General features: G+C 40.2%; 16 protein-coding genes. 10 read left to right on the top strand and 6 right to left on the bottom strand.

The features are described from left to right. Window positions 1–8 precede the first annotated feature (8 nt). The 3 genes from asnB (at window position 9) to AC27EZ_RS04230 (ending at window position 4276) form a co-directional block, all read left to right on the top strand. Complete coding sequence (asnB, locus tag AC27EZ_RS04240; protein ID WP_487134126.1) at window positions 9–1892, top strand: asparagine synthase (glutamine-hydrolyzing); 1884 nt, start codon at window positions 9–11, stop codon at window positions 1890–1892. A gap of 125 nt (window positions 1893–2017) precedes the next feature. Then, complete coding sequence (locus tag AC27EZ_RS04235) at window positions 2018–3088, top strand: acyltransferase family protein (RefSeq protein ID WP_487134125.1); 1071 nt, start codon at window positions 2018–2020, stop codon at window positions 3086–3088. Between the two features lie 3 nt (window positions 3089–3091). Further along, on the top strand, window positions 3092–4276 hold the full coding sequence (locus AC27EZ_RS04230) for a glycosyltransferase (RefSeq protein WP_487134124.1): 1185 nt from the start codon (window positions 3092–3094) through the stop codon (window positions 4274–4276). Between the two features lie 32 nt (window positions 4277–4308). On the opposite strand, the gene AC27EZ_RS04225 is transcribed toward AC27EZ_RS04230, so the two are convergent. From AC27EZ_RS04225 to AC27EZ_RS04215, 3 genes are all read right to left on the bottom strand, one after another. Continuing rightward, window positions 4309–6456, bottom strand: coding sequence for a hypothetical protein (locus AC27EZ_RS04225; RefSeq protein ID WP_487134123.1), 2148 nt, complete (start codon window positions 6454–6456; stop codon window positions 4309–4311). Window positions 6457–6544: 88 nt separating this feature from the next. Continuing rightward, a complete protein-coding gene (locus tag AC27EZ_RS04220; RefSeq protein ID WP_487134122.1) occupies window positions 6545–8044 on the bottom strand; it encodes a glucosyltransferase domain-containing protein in 1500 nt (499 codons plus the stop codon). A 2-nt stretch (window positions 8045–8046) separates the two neighbouring features. Continuing rightward, window positions 8047–8445 (bottom strand): GtrA family protein, encoded by a 399-nt coding sequence (locus AC27EZ_RS04215; RefSeq protein WP_487134481.1) that lies wholly within the window; start codon window positions 8443–8445, stop codon window positions 8047–8049. A 259-nt stretch (window positions 8446–8704) separates the two neighbouring features. On the opposite strand from AC27EZ_RS04215, the gene AC27EZ_RS04210 reads away from it, so the two are divergent. After that, window positions 8705–9646: a glycosyltransferase family 2 protein gene (locus AC27EZ_RS04210; RefSeq protein ID WP_487134121.1), complete on the top strand. Its 942-nt coding sequence runs from the start codon at window positions 8705–8707 to the stop codon at window positions 9644–9646. Between the two features lie 94 nt (window positions 9647–9740). On the opposite strand, the gene AC27EZ_RS04205 is transcribed toward AC27EZ_RS04210, so the two are convergent. Together AC27EZ_RS04205 and AC27EZ_RS04200 are read right to left on the bottom strand one after the other, a co-directional pair. After that, window positions 9741–10964 carry a glycosyltransferase gene (locus tag AC27EZ_RS04205; RefSeq protein ID WP_487134120.1) on the bottom strand — a complete coding sequence of 408 codons (1224 nt, stop codon included), beginning with the start codon at window positions 10962–10964 and terminating at the stop codon, window positions 9741–9743. Continuing rightward, a complete protein-coding gene (locus AC27EZ_RS04200; RefSeq protein WP_487134119.1) occupies window positions 10957–11913 on the bottom strand; it encodes a polysaccharide deacetylase family protein in 957 nt (318 codons plus the stop codon). Before AC27EZ_RS04200 ends, AC27EZ_RS04205 begins: the two co-directional genes overlap by 8 nt. Window positions 11914–12103: 190 nt before the next feature. Between AC27EZ_RS04200 and wecB the strand changes: the two genes are divergently transcribed. The 4 genes from wecB to AC27EZ_RS04180 are packed head-to-tail and all read left to right on the top strand — an operon-like array spanning window position 12104 to window position 16594. Then, on the top strand, window positions 12104–13231 hold the full coding sequence (gene wecB / locus AC27EZ_RS04195) for a non-hydrolyzing UDP-N-acetylglucosamine 2-epimerase (protein ID WP_487134118.1): 1128 nt from the start codon (window positions 12104–12106) through the stop codon (window positions 13229–13231). Continuing rightward, on the top strand, window positions 13231–14481 hold the full coding sequence (gene wecC, locus AC27EZ_RS04190) for a UDP-N-acetyl-D-mannosamine dehydrogenase (protein WP_487134117.1): 1251 nt from the start codon (window positions 13231–13233) through the stop codon (window positions 14479–14481). Before wecB ends, wecC begins: the two co-directional genes overlap by 1 nt. Continuing rightward, window positions 14482–15543: a right-handed parallel beta-helix repeat-containing protein gene (locus AC27EZ_RS04185; RefSeq protein ID WP_487134116.1), complete on the top strand. Its 1062-nt coding sequence runs from the start codon at window positions 14482–14484 to the stop codon at window positions 15541–15543. Next, window positions 15536–16594, top strand: a complete 1059-nt coding sequence (locus AC27EZ_RS04180) for a FemAB family XrtA/PEP-CTERM system-associated protein (protein WP_487134115.1) — start codon at window positions 15536–15538, stop codon at window positions 16592–16594. The genes AC27EZ_RS04185 and AC27EZ_RS04180 overlap by 8 nt, the downstream gene beginning before the upstream one ends. Here the strand turns inward: AC27EZ_RS04180 and AC27EZ_RS04175 are convergent. Beyond that, the gene (locus tag AC27EZ_RS04175; protein WP_487134114.1) at window positions 16584–17639 is read right to left on the bottom strand and encodes a GNAT family N-acetyltransferase; all 1056 of its coding nucleotides are present in this window, start codon (window positions 17637–17639) and stop codon (window positions 16584–16586) included. The genes AC27EZ_RS04180 and AC27EZ_RS04175 overlap by 11 nt on opposite strands. A 143-nt stretch (window positions 17640–17782) precedes the next feature. Between AC27EZ_RS04175 and AC27EZ_RS04170 the strand changes: the two genes are divergently transcribed. Together AC27EZ_RS04170 and AC27EZ_RS04165 are read left to right on the top strand one after the other, a co-directional pair. Further along, the gene (locus AC27EZ_RS04170; protein WP_487134113.1) at window positions 17783–18862 is read left to right on the top strand and encodes a glycosyltransferase; all 1080 of its coding nucleotides are present in this window, start codon (window positions 17783–17785) and stop codon (window positions 18860–18862) included. A 99-nt stretch (window positions 18863–18961) separates the two neighbouring features. Further along, window positions 18962–21562: a tetratricopeptide repeat protein gene (locus AC27EZ_RS04165; RefSeq protein ID WP_487134112.1), complete on the top strand. Its 2601-nt coding sequence runs from the start codon at window positions 18962–18964 to the stop codon at window positions 21560–21562. Window positions 21563–21629 lie beyond the last annotated feature (67 nt).

Here is a 21629-nt window from a genome sequence, read left to right as displayed (position 1 = left end):
AGAAAAAAATGTGCGGAATTTTAGGGACACTTAATTACAAATATGCAGCAGATGCAGAACGCATTGCAGTCATGCGAGACACAATGCCGTATCGTGGCCCAGACAGTAACGGAATATGGGTGTCAGACAATGGTTATTGTGGGTTAGCTCATCTACGCTTGAGCATATTAGATCCAACCCCGGCAGGCCACCAGCCACGCGTGGAAGAAAGCGGCCGTTTTGTTATTTCGTATAACGGTGAAGTGTATAACTATATTGAAATTAGAGCCGAGCTTGAGAAAAAAGGCTACAGGTTTGAAACCGGTACCGACACTGAGGTGATTTTACAAGCGTACGTAGAGTGGGGAAAAAGCTGTTTAAGCCGTTTTAACGGCATGTTCGCTATTGCAATATTTGATAACGAAACACAAGAATTGTTTCTGGCCCGAGATCGTTTGGGGATAAAGCCCGTTTATTATTATCAAGATGCTAACGAGCTTATATTTGCTTCTGAAACGAAAGCTATTCTCAAAGGACTAAGTGCACTTCCTGATTTAAACGTTGAACTTATCGACGACTACATGAGTTTTGGCTATATTCCTGGCGAAAATACGCTTCATAAAGGCATTAAACGCCTTATGCCAGGGCACTATGCTATTGTGAAGAATGGCCAACTAACAACAACACAGTGGTGGGACCTCGAGTTTAACAATGTTGAAGATAAAGGGTTCGACTACTATGTAAATGAAAGCAAAACGTTACTTGAAAGTGCGATAGACCTCAGGCTTCGCAGTGACGTTCCTTTGGGTATTTTCTTAAGTGGTGGTATCGACTCTAGCGCGGTTGTTGGGTTGCTTGCTGATAAAGTAAAAGAGCCCCTTAAAACATTCTCTATAGCGTACGACTTTGGTAAGAACTTCGACGAAACGCAGTACGCAAGAATGATTGCAGAGAAGTTTGGTACCGATCATCATGAGCTAAAAATAACACCGCAACAATTTGCCGACTTTATTCCTGAGTATATTCATTTAATGGATGAGCCTGTTACGGAGGCTGCGGCTATATCGCTATTTTTTGTTTCCAAATTAGCCAAAGAAAAGGTAACGGTTGCATTATCGGGCGAAGGATCTGATGAGATTTTTGCAGGATATGACCTGTACCAATACATGAATGTATTAGAAAAGTACCGTAACGTAGTCGGGCAGAGCGGAACAGAGCTTTTCGCGGGGATTTCAAATAAAGTGCTGGGTAAAAGTCATAAGGTATCTAAATACCTAAATATGGCCACACAACCCATTGAAAAGCGCTACAAAGGTATGTCTACTTACCCTGACGCACAGAAACAAGCATTGTATAGAGATGACTTTAATGAACGATTACAGTCAGCCAAAGCAGCAACAAACCACGGTGAGTTCTCTAAGCAATTGTTTGAAAAAACTAAAGACAAAGACCAGCTTAGCAAAATGCTTTATTTCGACACTAAAACTTGGCTGGTTGACGATTTATTGATAAAAGCTGATCGTATGAGCATGGCAACGTCGATTGAGCTTCGTGTGCCGTTTCTTGATTACAGATTAGTAGAGTTTGCGGCAACTATACCGTCGAAGCATAAAATTAAAAAAGGCGAAGGCAAGTACCCACTTAAAAAGATGATGGAAGGCATTTTGCCGAACGACATTATTTATCGTAAGAAAATGGGGTTCCCCACACCACTTAAACTTATGTTTCAAAATGAGCTTCGTGATTACGCGAAGGACTTATTGCTGTCGAATAAAACCAAGCTTCACCAGTTTTTCAAGGTTGACCGCATTCAGCAGCTGATAGAAGAGCATAATGCAGATAAGTACGATCACCATAAAACGTTGTGGCAATTGGTTGTGCTAGAAGAGTGGCTTAGGAAAAACGTTAGCTAATATGACTACGAAAAATGACCATCCAGATAGAGAGACCATACGCTCATTTGCTGCAGTATCAGTGATTATTTTGCATATTGATAATTCTGTAATTCTCGAAGCAAAAGTAAAAAGTGGCGCTCAATTTGAATAAGCATATTTCTTTGTATTTAGATGTATGGCGTTTTGGGGCTGCTTTGGTTGTATTCCTCTCCCATGTTGCATCACAGAAAATTAGTAATGGCTTATTTTGGCAAATGAAGCACTTTGATCAAACTGCGGTTATGATTTTCTTCGTCATGTCAGGCTTTGTGATCTCATACATATCATCGACAAAAGAAACGGCATTAAAAGACTACTCTATAGCAAGAATAAGCAGGCTTTATTCAGTAGTCGTGCCTGCGCTTGTAATTACTTTCTTTGCAGATTCTATTGGGTATTTACTTAACCCTGATTTCTATATAAGCGGACCTTGGCCTTTTGAGACAGATAGTTACCTACTAAATTATTTCTTGTCATTCTTTATGATTCAAAATATATGGGACCTCGGCTTGAACCCAGGTATAAATCAACCATTTTGGTCATTGACGTTCGAATGGGTTTATTATGTCGCATTTGCATGCGTATTTTATTTCAAGTCGCACTGGAAATATGCTTGGCTTGCGTTGATCTTGTTGTTTGCAGGTCCCTCGATAGTCGCGCTCTTGCCTATTTGGTTGTTGGGCTATTTTTTATATCGTGGAATGTCAAACAGTACTCCCAGGCCAAACTCTCTTATTTCGGCGCTATTATCAATCGGCGCATTAGTTACGATGATTTTCTTGGGTCCCGAAATACGTAGCATAGAGTTTTCAAGTAGCTGGGTGTCGAGAAAGGAAATATACGGGGATTACTTTGACGCAATAATGTTTTGTGTACACCTTTATTTTGTGCCTTCCGTTTTGCACCATGTAGGCCACATATTAGAGAGGTACGCAGGTATCATAAGAAATGTTGCTGCCTGTACGTTTGCACTTTATCTTTTTCACAGGCCTTTGATTCAACTGATTGCTGCGATTACACCGACCGACCTCGACTCTATTTTATATCGATTTTTTCTTTTATTAATGCCTCTGTTAATTGTATTTACTGTTGGGTATTGGTCAGAAAAGCAAAAAAATAATCTAAAAAATGGCTTGAATAAACTATATTCAATACTTCATAGGGGAACTAAGTAGGCTATGTTACAAAGCAAAAGAAAAAAAATACTAGCTATCAGTTACTTATTTCCTAACACGGAAAAACCAAACCATGGAATCTTTGTATATAATCGCTTAAATGCGATGGCGCAGTATGCCGATATCACGGTTATTAACCCTATTCCTTGGTCTCCTGTTCACTCATTTATTAGTAAGTTCGAACACCTTAGCCGCATACCAACTAAGACACAGCGTGGTAAATTAACAATTTATCATCCAAGATATCTGTCAATTCCAGGGTACTTTAAAGGGCTAGAGATTCAAACGTATCGAAATGCAGCGAAGAAGGTTGTTAAAGAAATTGGGTTCAATTTCGATTTAATTGATTTACATTGGACTTTTCCAGACCTCCCAGCCGGGGATTATCTGAGCAATCATTACGATGTTCCTTATCGTGTAACTTTAAGAGGAATGGAAGCGTTTCATCAGCAAGACGGTGATATAAGAGAAAAAGCCGTTGCGAAGTACCTGAAAAAGGTAGACAGCATTATCTCGCTCAGCGAAGAGATGGCCGATACTGCCGACAGAATTGCGAATACACGGCACAAAACCAAGGTGGTTAGAAACGGCGTAGATACTGCTGCATTTTTTTACAAAGACAAAACTGCCTGTCGCAGCAAGCTTGGAATTTCAGCAGAGCATAAGATAATACTTGGTGTTGGCGCACTTATTTATAGAAAGGGATTCGATGTCGTTATTGATGGTTTGAAAGATATAGTAGATACTCCCGCTCTGAGCAATACACATTTCTATATTCTTGGGGCTGAAGGTGCGGAAGGGGACTATCGAAAGGAGCTCAAGCAACTCGTTAGCGATTTAGAGCTGCAGGAACACGTCCATTTTGTTGGCGCTGTACCAAATGAACAGCTTATCGATTGGTATAACGCTGCAGACATATTTTGTTTATCTAGTCGTGGTGAAGGCAGTCCAAACGTTTTAACAGAGGCATTGGCGTGTGGTTGTCCCGCTGTCGCGACAAGTGTTGGTAGTGTGCCAGAAATCATGGCAAGTGAACCAGATCTTGGAAGTGTTGTCGATATTGACGCCATAGAAGCTACGAAACAGGCAATATATGATCTCCTAACAACAAACCATAAACGCGAGAATCAAGCAAAATTGTTCAAAAAGTATACTTGGGATTGGTGCGCTAGAAAAGCTATGGTTTAATTGTAGTCCGCTTTAATTTTATGAGTACTTATTTACGGTACACATATAGCCGAACTAGGTCTAGATGCCTCAACTGTTTCGATCTTGTCTAAAATAAGACCTTTGTTATTTGAATGATTAACATTAACGTTTATGAGGCTACTAACAGTATCTTTTAGGACTGTATATTCGCTTACAGCCTTCTGTTTTGGTTCAATCTGAACAGAAGCGCTTCTTTTCCATTCTTGTATGGTCGCATCAGTAATTCTAGATGAAGATGACAGTGATATTCTCGGAGAAAAAGTAACTTTTTTATTCGTATTGTTAAACCACGTCGTCCTAATTACGTCGCCACGCTGCAAGAAAAAACGGCTTCCAGATAGAAGAGTGAAATCGTAAACTTTGTTAGAACCTACCGTTATTGTTGTACCGAGGCGAGTGAAGTTTGTATAAGAATCCGTTTCTATTTTTCTAAACCTCTTATCAGCTATTAAAGATTTCTCAGCTGAAGTTTTAAAGTCTGCTAATAGTCCGCATTGTTGTACATGTAGGTCCTCACCCATTAAAACGTTAGCCTTAATGTTAACGAGTTCACTGAGACCTTTTGCGTCCACTATTTCGTATTCCATAAATAAAGTTTGCTTTTTTAGTGGGGTACCTGAAAGCAAGCCGGCCGCGTTAAGCTGCAGTCCATTTGGTAGTTTTTTTGCCTTAAAAACAAGCGGTGGCGTCCCTCCATATGCTTTAAGTTGCTGCTCGAAATATTGACCAACTAACATCTGATTTAAAGTTTCAGTCTCACTTTCGATAGGGTAGCTTACAGGAATTACTTGGTATTCGATGGTTTTAACAAGATCCGTTGTTCGCATGTAACCTAGGTCAGGAACGTAGACGTGACTAAAATCTACATCTTGCTGGTGTATGCGTTGGCGCTTTGACACATCTTTTACTGCGAAATATATTTTTCTATAAGGAGTTAGTTTCCCAATATCTTCTGGTTTTAAGGTAATGGCACCCCATAATAAATTGTACCCATTGCTTGGCTTATATAACTTACCTTCTTTGTTACTTTTAGCTCGATCAAAATTTAGTACAAAGTTAGGGATTGTCGCATGTTTAAAATTCGTATTATCAATTGGTGAAAATGAATATCTAATTTCATATTCTGCATTGCATTTACTACATCTGTATTTGTCTTCGAAACTTATATCAAAAACGGATGTACGAGGGTTGTAACCAATACCGAGGTTGTTAATTGTTTCCTCATTTTCATAAGCAACGTAATCAACGGTCATTTCGTCTAAATAGTAAGCTGACATCATTGGTTGGTTTCTATTGGCGCTTGCTGCGATGGAAAATGTGACTATGTTGTTAAAATAATCTACGCTGCTTCCTGGAAACTCGTATCCGCCGGAAGCGAAAGCGCTATATGCATTTTTAGAACCCGCGTTGTTATGTGTAGGATGTCCATCAAACTGTACTTTGGTCCATCCGCCCATTGGGATGTTAGATGAATGGTGGTAGTAGTGAGCACCTTTAGAAGAGTTAATAAAGGGGTACCAGCTTATTCGCTGCTCTGGGCGGCCTAGTTTTGCCAGTGTATAGTTTTCAATGTCTACTGATTTGTGCGGCATTAAAACCCAAATCGCTAGCCTGTTCTTGCCTTGCAGCTGCTCGAATCGAGACGTATTTGATTTAGTCTTAAAATATAGCGAGATATCACCAGGATATTTGTCAACAGATTTAAAACTTGAAATTGGGCGCGATATTATAGCCGACTCAAAGTCACCCTTCGATTTTGCGGGAATCCCACTAAACTCAACACCACCGCCTCTAGCGTGATGTGCACCGCCAGTAGCTTGCACTTTCAGTGCGCTCCCCGAGACTGTAAACTCGGTAGAAGCATCGATATATCCGTACCTCATCCATCCCATATGATCTGTATTATAATTGTTATAGTAAGGGTAAATTTTATAGCCATTCTCATTGCACAGCTTGGATTGCTTCTCTCCAGCATAAACGTTGCATGGATTTTCACCTTTATCAGAATAATACCAATCGCCAAAACCATTTTCGATAATATCACCTTCAAAATCGAAAGAGATAAATGGCGCTGCCAATGCTGCGATTGGTATAAAGAGTGCCGCTACGAAAAATAGCACAAGCATTTTTTTATAAATGAGACTTTTTGATTTTATCATTTTTAAATTTTATCACCGTATTTTGCCATCGCCTAGAATGACAGAATAAAAAGGTTTTATTTTGTATAGAATTTGTTGATGATTAAAATCAGAAACAGAAGTTTCTTCTATCTTTACCAATTGCTATGTGAATTAATTTTTTCGACTTATAAATATCGAAGCTATCTGATTGCAGGAGCGTCTTAAAGTTTGAACATCGTGATTCTTTCATCTCGCTAATTACTTTACGTTTTTCAGAGCCCCAACGAAATATGATTTTATTAACCCCTGAGTTCATAAGTAATCCATCAAGTTGCCAACCTGTAATTGGCTTTACAAATTCTCCAATCATTTTGTTTTCATTTACGGCATTCATGGTAAATATGGGTCTTGAATTCCTTCCTGTCACGATGATTTCATCATACTCAACGTCCAATATTGCTACCTCTCGTGCGATGTTAGTTATTAAACTATTATCGAAGCTTCTTTGGCTTTTATAGGTATTACCAATTTGATAGCTAAGCGAAATAACGATAGCTATAGGAATCAACGCGAGAAAATCTAATTTACTGTTTCTTAAACTAAAAAATAATATAACTAAAGCACAAAACGCAGTTGCAGTAGGAATAGTCCTGAAATGTACTAACGTATTACTAAGTAAAAAGAGAGGTCCAAACAACGACAAAACAACAAACAACAAACTTAGTAATAAGTAGAAGTTCCTTTTGCCACCTTCCGCAATACTTGACCTGCTAAAGAGCAGACCAAGAAATACAGTAAGACACATCACAATTAACAACGGTGAAGTTACGTATAAGTCAATCGTATAGTTTATAAATCGCGATATGTTACCAAATGCTTGAAACAAACCACCTTCTTTGAATAGCAAAAGTGAAGATCGCTCAGTGCGTGCACTCACAATGAGTCCTACAGTCAAATAGTAAAAAACATAAGCTGCTACAAAACTTGATATGCGTAGCGAAATTATTTTTACTAGCTCAGTTCTTCGGTTTGAAAAAACCACAATTAAAAGTTCTAGTCCGATAAGCGCTATAAACAAATTTACGATAGCTTGGTAACTACATAGGCCAGCAACGAGGAATGCAGATGAAAACATCAAGTAATAGCGGTTCGCTAATGGTCGCAAAGAAAATGCTAGCGCGACAAAGAAGATACCCAGTGCCATGCCGATAGAATCAAAGCGGTAATATAAATTGTATAAAAAGAAGGGATTGAGAAAGAAAAGAACGAAAGTAAAGACAATTCTTTGTTGGTAATATTTGGAGACAAAACTGGCTACAATCGTTACCGCTAAAGATAACAATAAGAGACTTACGATTTGCGTGAGTGGAGCTACGTCAATTAAAACGAGACCACTTCCGGATATCAAGCGAGAGGCTTCTTGAGCTATTGGTCGGCCTAATCCATACCAATCATAATTGCCTGTAATTGCCCTGTAGATATCATCCTGATGATAAATATCACCGAGTATTACTGGAAGACCCCATAACCCGAAAATGGCTAATGCTATTGTGAGTAGACGATAATCAGCTCTTGCGAACTTAAAATATTGTAATTGATCTATTACGTAGGTTTTTATCATTTCCATTTTTATTCGTCTTCCCTATAAACCCATTTGGATAGAAGTATGAATGTAATTATCGGTGTTAAAAAGGCGATACCGACGATTGACCACTGCGCGTCTATCTGTAGTAAATTGTCGACAAAGAATACCCAGAAAGCATTTATAGAATAACCTATAATAGCTGTACTGAGAAACCGCAAACTCATAGTTGCTGTCATGTTTTCAGATGATTTTTCAAACGTAACGTATGTTTGACCTACGAACGAGAAAGCTAATGCTATGAGGAATGCGACTAAATTAGCGACCTGGTTACTTGTCAACTCACTCGCTAAAATTGCCCAAAATACAAAAACATGTATCAATGTCGCGAATATGCCTATCGAAAAAAACTTAGCCAACGTTTTTATGAGTACGTTGTCGAGCATTGTGTGTAGCATCGTTTATTATTACTCCAAGGATAGTTATCTTAAAAGCTTCTCTGTAGGATTGTATATAATGTGGTTTATCGACTCAATTTATGAGAGGAGATATCATTTGAAGTGTACTGTAATGAGTTTATCCGAGAACCGAAAGTATATTCTCAAAATAGCTATTTTTCACAGCCTTACACTGGTAAGGTTATATTCGTAGCGCTTCGGATAAATCATTTTTCTAACGACCCATTTAGTTTAGGTATACACGACTATGAATGAAAATCTACCTTTAATCTCCCTTGTTGCTCCAATGTACAACGAAGAAGAGGTCGTAGATATATTTTTTAAATCGATAAAAGCTGAGTTTTTAAAAATCGATGCAAATTATGAGATTATTTGCGTAAATGATGGAAGTTCAGATGCAACTTTAGAAAAACTGCGTTTAGCTGCCGCTGCTGACTCAAATATAAAGGTAATAAATCTATCAAGAAATTATGGCAAAGAAATAGCGCTTACTGCCGGCCTAGATTATTGTACCGGAGATGCTGCTATACCGATAGATTGCGACTTGCAAGACCCACCTGAACTAATCGGTAAAATGGTTGCTGAATGGGCCGGCGGATATGACGTGGTTCTTGCTAAACGTATCGATAGATCTTCAGACTCTAAATTAAAACGTTTTACTTCGAATTTATTTTATCAATTGATAGATCGTATATCTGATGTCTCAATACCAAACAATGTTGGTGATTTTCGATTGATGGATCGTAAAGTTATTAATGCTTTAAAAGATTACAGAGAACGAACTCGATTTATGAAGGGGCTGTTTGCATCGCTTGGCTTTTCGCAGGTTACTATAGAATATACAAGACCTGAGCGTGTTGCGGGTACTACCAAGTGGAACTATATTCAGCTGTACAAGCTTGCCCTAGAAGGGTTTATATCATTTACATCTTTACCCTTGAAAGTATGGTCTTACCTCGGCGCTTCAATGTCGATTTTTTCTTTTCTATATGGCATTTATCTTATTATTAAAACACTTCTTTCAGGAATAGATACGCCTGGGTATGCTTCGCTCATGGTCGTTACGCTATTTATTGGAGGGCTCATTTTAATGTGTTTAGGGATCATCGGTGAGTACCTAGCGAGGATATTTATCGAAGTAAAACAACGTCCTCTGTATTTGGTTCAGGATACTAAAAATATAGATTAGCCGATTGATTTGAATCAGTGAAAAATATAAATAATAACGAAACGAGCGTAGCACAAAAGCTGACCTCAAAACGCAATCTAAAGATTACATATTTTTACAAAGTTTTTAATAACGCTAACAATTGCTCAGTTTTGCGTTCCCTGCTATGTGATGATAAGTCTCTGTTGATATTTAAACCTTGGTTTTCTAGAAGATATATCAATGCGTTTCCTAATTCTTTATCGCTATATCCAGCTACTGTCCCTTCATGATTAGTCGCTAATTTATACGTCGCTCCATCGCGGTGAGATTTTACTAATAATGGCTTTTGTGTTCTTAAATACTCGTACAACTTACCTGGTATTTGCTTATTAAACCTTTCATCTTGAATAAGCAACAGCGCATCACATGTCATCATATTCGACAAAGCGTGCAAAAAAGGCACCGGAGATACAAATTTAACCAGGGCTTCGATACCCAAATCGTTTAACGAACTCTTAAAATTTTTGCCGTCTCCCGCCCCCTGAAATACAAGTTCAAAGTTACTCTCGGAAATTTGTCCTTCACGCTGTAATAGCGCTAATGCGTTAAAAATAGGTAACGGGTCTCTACCATGGGGGTAAAGCACGCCCGAGTAATACAAGCTAAATTTATTGTCATCGAAAGGGGAAGGAGGGGCTTCCATTGTTTTAAGTTTTTCGAAATTCATTTCATCGAAACCGTTTTCAATAACACTGCTTTTCGATGACACCATGTCGCCGTACTTGTCACAATAAAGTTGTTCAACTTGTTCTGTCGCAAACGTTAATTTGTGAGCGTTTTCTAATGTATGCCTGTCTATTCTCGCTTGTATCTTGTCAAGCGTTGCACCCGCCGAGCCATTCATGTAATGAAAAGGGTCGCGGTAGTCTGCAACCCATGGAATATTGGCTTTATCTGCTAATTTTCCGGCTATGTGGTGAGTACTGGGTATGGGTGATGAAGACCATATCACGTCGGGGTTATATTTCTTAATGAGTTTTTTACCAACGTGAACTGCGCATGGTACCCATGTTAAGCCCCAACGGTCTGGCCGTTCTAAAGACGATAGGTATTTGCCTTTTATCGACAAATGGCGTGGCACATCTAACGCAAATGCACGATAAATTAAATCGTCACTACCGTCTTTATATTCTGCGTTAAACCTTTGATATGCTCTTTCGTTAGCTGTTAATACTACTACTTTCCAGCCCCACAACTTTAAATAGCGATAAAAACTTTCAATGCGAGGTACAGAAGCGCCATTACTTGGTGGAAATTCGAAGGCCACCATTAGCAGCGTCTTTTGCTTGTTACTCACTTATTGTTTCTCCCGCAATTTTTTTGATAGAAATACAAAACTGGTTAAAGTCTTTTCTGTAGGGCATAAACCTTGGTAGGCATGTGCGTGGCGTTTTAGTTGTTATGCCACCGTCGTTAGTGGCTAAACCATATTGAACACTGGTTTGTTTCAACATGTTTTCGTGCTTAGCGGTGAAGTCTTGTCCGTACCAACCGTTGGGGTAAGCAAAAAAGTTTACTGGCGTTGGCAAGAATTTATTTAAGTCGTTTATAGAATCTTCGATCTCTTTTTTTGCAATAGGGTCAGGCTGATATGAGAGTATACTATGTGTGACTGTATGCGCACCAATAGTGTGTCCTTGCTCTTGGAGGGTAATTAGCTGCTTATCAGTCATCATGCACCTAGGAGGTGTATATGCCCCTAACTGTTCTTCAATATCAACAAGCGCTTTATCGCGTTCATCGTTTTTCTTTATTTTTATGATAGTTACTAGCGTATGGTACGCATTTGCGCGTTTTTCTAACGAGGTTAAGTCGTAAGTGCACTCATTAAACGTTAGGGTTTTGTGCTGAGTTTTCTTTAGGATGAAGGCTAATTTATCGTTCCACAGATAGCCTCGTGCCGTGCCTTCAGAGGCAACAAAAAAGCACCCCTTAGCGCCTACGTTTTGCAAAATAGGTGCAGCATATTCAAAATTGTCGGCATAACCATCGTCAAAACTTAAGCACAACGCGTTCGCAGGAAGAGTGCCGTTATTTAAAAGTGCCATGGCATTATCGAGTGAGAGGATAGAAAAGTATTTTTTTAGCCCTGCAATTAGTTCTTCAAAGCGGTCTGCGGTCCAGTCGTCTGGGCAAAACGGGTCTGGCTCAGGCATTACTCTATGAAAATACAACACAGGTAGCGGGTTGCTTTTATGTTTAATATGGTTGAATGCGTCCATAGCTTTTAGTGCTAAACCAAGCATTTTTACGGTGTCCTTTACGTTTATTCACGCCAGCGCATGTTTTTATTGAAATGAGAATACACGCTCACAAAATGTAAGTGAACAATAGAAGTAGAAAGTTAGCGAATTATTGACTGTAAATATCAACCTAGGTAAGGCAAAATGATGGGCATTAGGGAAAATTAACTGCATAGATAATAAAGGCAAACGCATGAAAAAAGTTCTTACCGTTTTTGGTACACGCCCAGAGGCGATAAAAATGGCCCCGCTAGTACATGCATTAGCAGGCAGTTCAGATGTCGACGCAAAGGTTTGTGTTACCGCTCAGCATCGAGAAATGTTAGACCAAGTGTTGTCGCTTTTCGAAATTACGCCCGATTATGATTTAGATATCATGAAGCCAGGGCAAGACTTGTACGCGGTGACTACCCGAATTTTAGAGGGGCTTAAGCCCGTTCTTGAAGAGTTTAAGCCCGATGTTGTGCTTGTTCATGGCGATACTACCACTACGTTCTCAGCATCGCTTGCTGCATTCTATCAGCAGATTAGTGTAGGGCACGTTGAAGCGGGTTTAAGAACGGGAAATTTATATTCGCCTTGGCCTGAAGAAGCGAACAGAAAACTTACCGGTGCACTAACAGAATACCATTTTGCCCCAACTAGCTTGTCGAAAAGTAACCTACTTGCTGAAAATGTGCCTGAAAGCAAGGTAACCGTCACGGGTAATACTGTTATCGATGCACTTTTATGGGTGCGAGAAAAACTTAACAGCGATAATGCGCTCTCTACCACGTTCGAAGAAACATTTTCTTTTATCGATAAAACAAAAAAGCTTATTTTGGTAACTGGGCATAGAAGAGAAAGTTTTGGTGGCGGCTTTGAACGTATTTGTACTGCGCTTGCTGAAATTGCAGAACAACGTAGTGATGTCCAAATTGTTTATCCAATGCATTTGAACCCAAATGTAAGAGAGCCAGTAAACAGGCTACTATCGAAGCACGACAATATCATCCTGATAGAGCCTCAAGATTACTTGCCGTTTGTTTACTTAATGGATAAAAGCCACATTATTATTACAGACTCTGGCGGTGTACAAGAAGAGGCCCCTTCGTTAGGTAAACCGGTACTGGTTATGCGCGATACCACGGAAAGGCCAGAAGCAGTAGAAGCCGGAACTGTTAAACTGGTTGGTACCGATGCCAGTAGAATTGTTAGCGAAACGCTTGAACTACTAAACAATGAAGAAAGTTACAAAACCATGTCGATGGCGCATAACCCTTATGGCGACGGCAAGGCTTCAGGCAGAATAGTAGCCACACTGGCAAAGGATTCAAAGTAATGGAATTTAAAAAAGTATCAGTAATTGGCTTAGGGTACATTGGCTTACCAACCGCTGCAGTTATCGCATCTCGTGGGATTGAGGTGGTGGGTGTAGAAATAAACCAAAAAGCGGTCGACACCATAAACCAAGGCAAAATTCATATTGTAGAGCCAGATTTAGACATTGTGGTAAAAAGTGTTGTCTCTACCGGTAATTTGCGCGCAACGTTGAAGGTTGAACCCGCGGAAGCATTTATGATCGCGGTTCCTACCCCTTTTAAGAAAGGCGAAAATAATTCAAATAGTCCAGACCTTAGCTATATAGAAAGCGCAGCGAAAGCAATTGCACCCGTGCTCGAAAGGGGCAACTTGGTAATTTTAGAGTCGACAAGCCCTGTAGGCGCAACAGAGAAGCTCGCCGAATGGCTTAAAGAAGCCCGCCCAGAACTTACGTTCCCGCAAGACGTGGGCGCGCAAGCAGACGTGAATGTAGCACATTGTCCCGAACGCGTTTTACCTGGCTATGTATTGCAGGAATTGGTGTCTAACGACCGAGTTATTGGTGGTATTTCGTCTGCATGTAGCGAGAAAGCCGTAGCGCTTTATAAAACGTTCGTGCGTGGTGAGTGCATTGTTACTAATGCAAGAACCGCCGAAATGGCTAAGTTGACTGAAAACTCGTTCCGCGATGTGAATATCGCATTCGCTAACGAGTTGTCTATTATTTGTGACAAGTTGCAAATCAATGTATGGGAACTTATTAAGTTGGCAAATCGCCACCCGCGAGTGAACATATTGAACCCAGGCCCTGGGGTTGGCGGGCACTGCATTGCTGTAGATCCTTGGTTTATTGTTGACAGTTGTCCCGAAGAAGCCAAGATAATCAAGCAAGCACGTTTGGTTAACGATGGTAAGCCACATTACGTTGTAGACCAAGTTGTTGCAGCAGCAGATGAATTTAAGAAGCCGGTAATTGCATGTCTAGGTTTGGCATTTAAAGCTGATATTGATGACTTAAGAGAAAGCCCTGCCGTTCAGATTGTGAACGAACTGTCGTCAAACCCTGAGCTTTCATTGTTGGCAGTCGAGCCTAATATTAGTGCATTGCCCGACCATTTAAACAAAAAAGGCATCGAGCTTGTTTCATTAAACCAAGCGCTCGAAAAAGCTAACGTTATTGTTGTATTAGTCGATCACAAAGAGTTTAAGTCTGCTGACAAAGCAAGCCTAGCAAGAAAAGTGGTCATTGATACGCGAGGCATTATTTAAATGTATTCGTTTGCGCAAGGAGGCGCAACGCTAGCCCGTGTGATTATCGCGATATGCGCCTTTTTGTTTATAGTAAGCAGTTTTACGGCGCGTGCTGAGAAAGTGTTTGTCGACGGTGTGCCGTTTACATCATTTAAACAGGCCGTTAGTAATATTAAGGATGGCAGCCGTATTTACCTCGAAAAAGGGGTGTATACCGAAGGCGTTTATATTGGTGCAAGCGACATCTCGATTTTAGGTGAGACTGGCGTGGTTTTCGACGGCGCAGTTGCAGATAACAAAGCTGCGTTGGTGCTTACTGGCGATAACGTAACCGTCGAGTCTATAGAGTGTGTGAACATCAGTGTTTCAGCAGGAAACGGTGCATGTATACGCTTCGAGGGAACCAACCTTACCGTAAAAGATATTTATGTGCATGACTCGGAGTCAGGTGTGATGACGGCAAGCGACGCGGGCAACGTTGTTATTGCTTATTCTCGTTTTGAGCATCTGGGAAGCCGTAATGGTTATTCTCATGCACTTTATATAAAAGCTGATGAGCTTCAGTTTTTGTACTCATCAATTACCAACACTAAGAAAGAAGGGTCTGGCATTAAGTCGCGCTCGAAACGTGTGGTAGTCGACAACAGCCTTATTGCGTCATTAACGGGCGTTGATAGCCGATTGATTGACATGGCTAATTATGGCGAACTTGTCGTAACAAACTCTATATTGCAACAAGGCAATAAGTCTTCAAATAGCCAGCTTATTGCTTATGGCCTCGAAAAAAACGTTAACAAGCAATTCGAAGTAAACAAAATAACAATCAAAAATAATCTTGTTTTTTTCGATAGAAAACAAGCGAATGTGCTTGTCGAAAGCAGGCTTGATGATGAGCGTATTATTAGCGGCAATGTTTTTGTTGGGGATGTGAACAACCCCAATAGCTTCATGGCGGGAAATTTATGGTACTTATCACGCGATAAGGCAGGGGTTCAGCCATTTCCTTATTTACCTACGTTGAATGAACGTCAGTTTATAATGGACAGAACTAGAATTATTGGTGAAGCACAGAATGACTAATGGAAGTAAGGCATTGTATAACGTTGAAGAAGTTAAAAACGAAGATCACAATCTGTGGGATGCCTATGTAGAGCAGCACAGCAAAGGAACGCTTTATCATAAAATGGCGTGGGCAAGCTTAATTAAAAGAACGTTAAGTCAAAAACCTCGGTACTTTATAGCAAGAAATGCAGCAGGCGATGTTGTCGGCGTACTGCCGTTAGTTAATTTAAAAAGCATCGTGTTTGGTAATTTTTTAGTGTCTATGCCGTACTTTAACTACGGTGGCGTACTTGCTGATAATGCTGAAGTATCTACAGCGCTAATTAATGCTGCAACACGCCTAGCCGATGCGCTAAACGTGTCACACGTTCAGTTTCGTTGTAGCGAAGAGAATATGCCTTCAGAGTTTCACTTGTCGACACATAAAGTGAATATGATTCTAGATTTGCCAGAGAGCCAAGAGGCGCTAGGTAAGTCTATTGGTTCAAAGCGTCGCTCGCAGATAAAAAGGCCCATCCGCGAAGGCGTTAGCCACAAAATTGGCGGCAAAGAGCTGCTAGACGATTTTTATGAGGTTTTTTGTCAAAATATGAGAGACCTTGGCACGCCGGTTTACAGCAGAGCGTTGTTTGCCGACATACTAAACACTTTTGAAGCCAATGCCCGCATATGTGTGGTTTACTGGGAAGGAAAGCCAGTCTCCACAGGTTTTTTAATGCATTACAAAGACAAGCTAGAGATACCATGGGCTAGCACATTGCGATACGCCAATCGTATTTCAGTAAACATGTATTTGTATTGGCAAATCTTAAGCTATGCCATTGAAGCCGGGTTTGAGCAATTTGACTTTGGCCGTTCTTCTATCGATGCAGGAACGTATAAGTTTAAAAAACAATGGGGAGCACAACCTCAGCAGTGTTATTGGTATCACTATGTACCTGAAGGTAAAGCGTTGCCAGACTTATCGCCAGATAATGAAAGCTTTGGCTTGGCAATTAAGGTATGGCAAAAGCTACCAATAGGCATTACCAAATTGATTGGACCGCACATTGTTAAAGCTATTCCTTAGAGAATAGCTTCTTCTTTATTAGGCGTAGCTTGGTTTCAAGCTTCGCCTTCATCGTCGGGCGCTGAAAGTACGTGTAACTAAAGTCAACGCTCTCATTTGAAAATGAGCGCTTGTATCGATAGTCACCAGCAAGAAAGTCGTAGCGATTAATGCCCTGTTTTGCACACCATTCAATAACATAGTGATGCAAGCTTAATCCATGCTTAACTTTATTATTTTCGCTAGTTTCATTTGCCGACAGGTAATAATAGAACGTTCCATTATGAATAAAGCCAATCAGAGCAGCTACTATGCGTTCTTGCGTTTTAAGTAATGCACTCACAAGCCTTGTTTCATCTTGCACCTTAGTTAGCATAGCCAAGTACTGCTTGAATTCTTTAAGATAGAACCCGCTTTCTTGCTTCCACGTAGCCTTGTGCATAGGTGAAATGGATTCCAAGGCTTGAAGGAAGTCATCGTTATCATCAGAAATGATAATTGATGTGCTGCTGGCGGCAAGTAACTTATTGCTGCGTTTAATGTTAGACGTAAGTTGCTTGCTTTTATATTTTGGTAATTCATTCTTTGGTGTTGTTAATACAAGCCCTGTGTCGACAATGTAATCCCAAGAATAATAGTGGGGTAATATGCGTTGCGTGGCTAAGATAGTGTCCCTCGCGCTTACGCCAACAATAAATTCGTCAATATGGGTGAAGTGTGAGCTTATATAGCGCCACATTGCAACCCGTGTATCCTGCGCGTACTGGTTGTGAAGTAGGAAGTCGTTATATTCAATCCACGTCTTATCAAGTACTTCATCGCCTGTTTTGTGTAAAAATAATTGGTTGTATCGAAAGAGCTTGTGGCGCGTTTGCGTTCGCTCACAAAATATCGCTAAGCCAACAGTTGTATTGTCTTTTAATAATGCCTGAATTACGTGAACGGCATACCCTGCCTCTACCGCTTGCAGTGCGAAAGGCTTTATCCATCGCCAACTTAAAAAGAAAGATGTGTTAGATTGACTGAAGGTTTCTTTCCACATTGGGGTTAGTGCTTCGACGCTCATAGGTGTCGTTAACGTAAAACTTTTTACGTTAATTTGATGTGCGGGGGGCGTTTCGCTCAAAATAATTTTTTTCTTAAGGTAAATGGAATATAGTGTGCAAGCACAAAGGATGTCCAGTATGGAAAATGAAAATCGGTGAGTCAATGAAAAAGAAGGTTGTCCATCTCGTATATAGTATGGGGTGCGGGGGATTAGAGAAGGTTATAGTTAACTTGATTAACGGTTCGAGTGACGCTTTCGAGCATATTATAGTAACGCTTATCCCTGAATATGAGATGACGTCTAGCCTTAATGAACACGTTGAACTTCACTGTTTGCACAAGCGCCCAGGTAAGGACGTAGGCTGTCATAAAAGGCTGTTTTCGTTACTTAAAGGTTTGCAGCCTGACGTTATTAATACTTATAATTTTGGCACTATCGAATACCACATCACGGCATATCTAGCCGGCGTGAAAACGCGTGTTCATAGCGACCATGGACATGGCGGTGATGCACAAGATGGGTTGAATAAAAAGAATAACTTTATTCGCAAAGTGTCCTCTTACTTTATCAATGACTATGTGGTCGTATCTCAAGACTTAATGGACTGGGTTACGCAGGTTGTAAACGTTCGCCCTAGTAGGCTTCACCTTATTCAAAATGGGGTTGATGTCCCATCTTCAATTTCACCTAAAAAAACTACCACTACCGGTGAAAAAGTAATTTGTACGGTAGGCCGCCTAGACCCCGTTAAGAACCAACCGCTGTTGTTAAAGGCTTTTAAGCAGGTGTTACAAAGCACCACCTTACCCGTTAAACTAAAAATTGTTGGCGATGGGCCAGAACGTAAAACGCTAGAGGCCTTGGCAGTTTCGCTAGATATTCAGCAACATGTTGAGTTTATGGGGTACAGAGAGGATGTGCGCGAGCAGCTAGAGTCTTGCGATGTTTTCGTATTGTCGTCGCACTATGAAGCTATGCCCATGACAATATTAGAATCTATGGCAATAGGCAGGCCTGTTGTTACTACCGACGTTGGCGGCATAAGGCACTTCGTAAGTAGCGAATATGTAAATTATGTTTCAGCAGGAGATGCTAAAGAGCTCGCTGACACTATAACTTCGGTGATAGCAAACACAAGCTCTCATGATGAAAGAGTGATGAGGTCTCATTCACTTGTTTTAGATAAATACTCTTTGAAGAGCATGTCTGACCAATACGCCATTATTTATAATAAGAACTAGGATAAAACCATGCCATTAAAAAAGAACCAACTCTTGTCCCTTGTATGTATGTCAGTACTTGTTGCCGCTGGTTGCTCGTCTGAATCGCCGGAGAAAAAGTTGAGTGCAGCAAAAGTTGCCATTGAGCAGGGAGATTTCGCCGAGGCAGAAATTCTTATTAAGGCTGTACTTAGTGAAGATAATTCATTTATGGAGGCTAATCTTCAACTTGCTACTACATACTATCTGCAAGGGGAGTTTGAGAATGCATTAAAAGAGTACGAAAAATTAAAGAATTCCACTCTTCTGAAGGAGCGTGATGTAAGGAACTGGTTGCAAACCTTATTATTTACAGACAGCTTAGAGGTTGTGGAAGGTGTACTTAAGACGCATGGCGATAAGCTACCAGCTTCAGTGGTTAGCTACTACAAGATGAAAGCGAAGTTAGATGCTGGTAATAATACTGTTGATAGCAATTCAGAGCTTGCCTCGTTAGTAAATTGTTTTCCAGCTGGTACAACAGAATACGGTGATTGTATAAGTCAAATAAGAGATGAGAGTTCACTAGAATATTATTTCGAGCTGGCTACTGTGGCTATGCAAGTTCGAGATAATGATGCGTTTCTTAGCTCTGTTTCGACCTTGGCAGAAGCATTTCCCAGCTCGCCGATGTTTCAAATCCTTTACGCAGAATCGTTAGTAAGAGTTCAAAACTACAAGTCAGCGTCTGAAGTCGTGGCGCCATTACTTAAAAAATTTCCTAATCAGGGTTTTTTAAATTATTTGCAATCTTTAATCTCCTTTGATGAGAATGATTTTATCGCAAGTAAACGTCACTCAGAAAAAGCCATTCAAAATGGGGTCGATAATACTCAAACGAGATTGATTGCTGCAATTAGTGCTTATAATTTAGAAGCCTTCGAGCAAGCTTATAACCATTTTGAACCTATAGCCACAAACATTAGAAAAGCATCTCCAGAGTATAGGATTTATTCGTCAACCTTGTTGGCGTTAGGTTATGACTCCAAGGCTTTGGACGTTATTGAAGATATGGATGGTATATCGATTGACGATCTCCCGCTTTATACTTCCGTAGCGAGCGCATTATCAGAATCATCCAGTGAGCAAAAAGCACTTACGATTTTAGAGAAGTTCGATCATTTGGTTGAAGGTAATTCAAATGCTTTTATTGAACTTAATGTCAACAAGCTAGCTTTAGATGATATTAATGCACTTGCTAATCTTGAGTCGGTTAATGAATCAGACTCGCCGAAGACGGTAAAGACAGCGCTGGCGTCGTATTACTTGTCAAAAGGGCAAACTGAAAAAGCATTAGAGCAAGCTGATCAATTAATGAATGTCGAAGGCGGTGAGTATACGTCGAAGGTTATTGAGGCGTTGGTCGCACTTAAGGTTAATAGCGAAAACGCCGAAGAAAAGTTTCGCTTACTGTTTAGCTATGACGAACAATCTTTGCCAGCGCTTTTTTACTTCGTCAACAGTCATTTGGCGAAGAAAGAATACGAAAAAGCACTAGCGCTATCTGAAAAATTGCAAAGCGCGATCCCAAACTCGGTGTTGGCGATTACTACGCATATAAGTGTTTTGAAAGGCATTGGTAATCAGGAAGCTCTCATTTCTTACTTAGAAAATTCTTACAACAATAATACTAATATCCAAACAGCGTCGCTTTACGCAGCTGAAATGTTTAATCAGAAAAACTATGCTGGCGCGCGCAAAGTTTTGTTGAGCTTTGAACCGAGTTCAGCTGCCAAGCCATTGTATTGGCTTACTCTTATAAAGGCTGAATCTGCATTAGAAAACAACGAAGCTGCAAAGCAATTAGCAACAAGCTGGGTGACCCAAGTTCCAAACTATAAGCCAGCAATTTTGCTTGCAGCTAATATTTATGAATCTTCTAATGAGTTTTCTGAGTCGATAAGAGTGTTAACACGAGCCAGAAGACAGTTTCCAGACGATGAACAAATTAAGCTTCTATTGGCATCAAACTTTATAAGCGACAAGCAACATATGAAAGCTGAGAAAGTGCTGGCTAGCATGAATATTGATAGCAAAAATAGTCTTTCTTATAAGCTTGTATCGGGCCGGCTAGCGCTTGCGAATGGTAACAGTATTGAAGCTGTTTCCAAGATATCTGAGTATTTTGAAGAATTTCATACCTACGATTCTTTGATGCTGCTCGTTCAAGCTTATCGTGCTCAACAAGATATAGAGGGCGCAATTTCGGCTTGTGAAAGGTATCAAGATGCGTCGGGGTTCGATCCGAGAGTTTCATTATACGTTGCAGAGTTATATATAAAAACCAACCACACAAAAGCGATAACCGAATATGAAAGATTATTAAGAAATGGTGCAAATAGCGCATTGGTATTTAATAATCTAGCATGGTTACACCATGTAAACGACGACAATAAGGCGGCACTGACGCTCGCTGAGCAGGCAAACAAAGTTGAAAAAAACAATCCTGATTATCTAGATACGTTAGGTATGATTCAATTACGGTTGGGCAAAGAAAGTAGCGCTGAGGCTACATTAGAAAAAGCATACAATTTGGCTCCCAACAATCTTCCTATCATTTTACATTATGCAGAAGCGCTTGTGATGGTTGGAAAAAAAGGGAGAGCGGACATTATAGTTTCACCATATCGCGACCGCTCGGAAAAGTTGGATACAGAGCTTGATAGGATATTTAGACTTTAGTGGTGTCTGTTTTTTTTACAGTCGAGAAAGTGACTTTATAAATCTCTATTAAAATCAGTGATTTAAT

It is taken from the genome of Alteromonas sp. 4NH20-0056 (genome assembly GCF_057539655.1).
The sequence above is the reverse complement of the archived record's forward strand: the minus strand, read 5'-3'. Positions and strand labels throughout refer to the sequence as shown.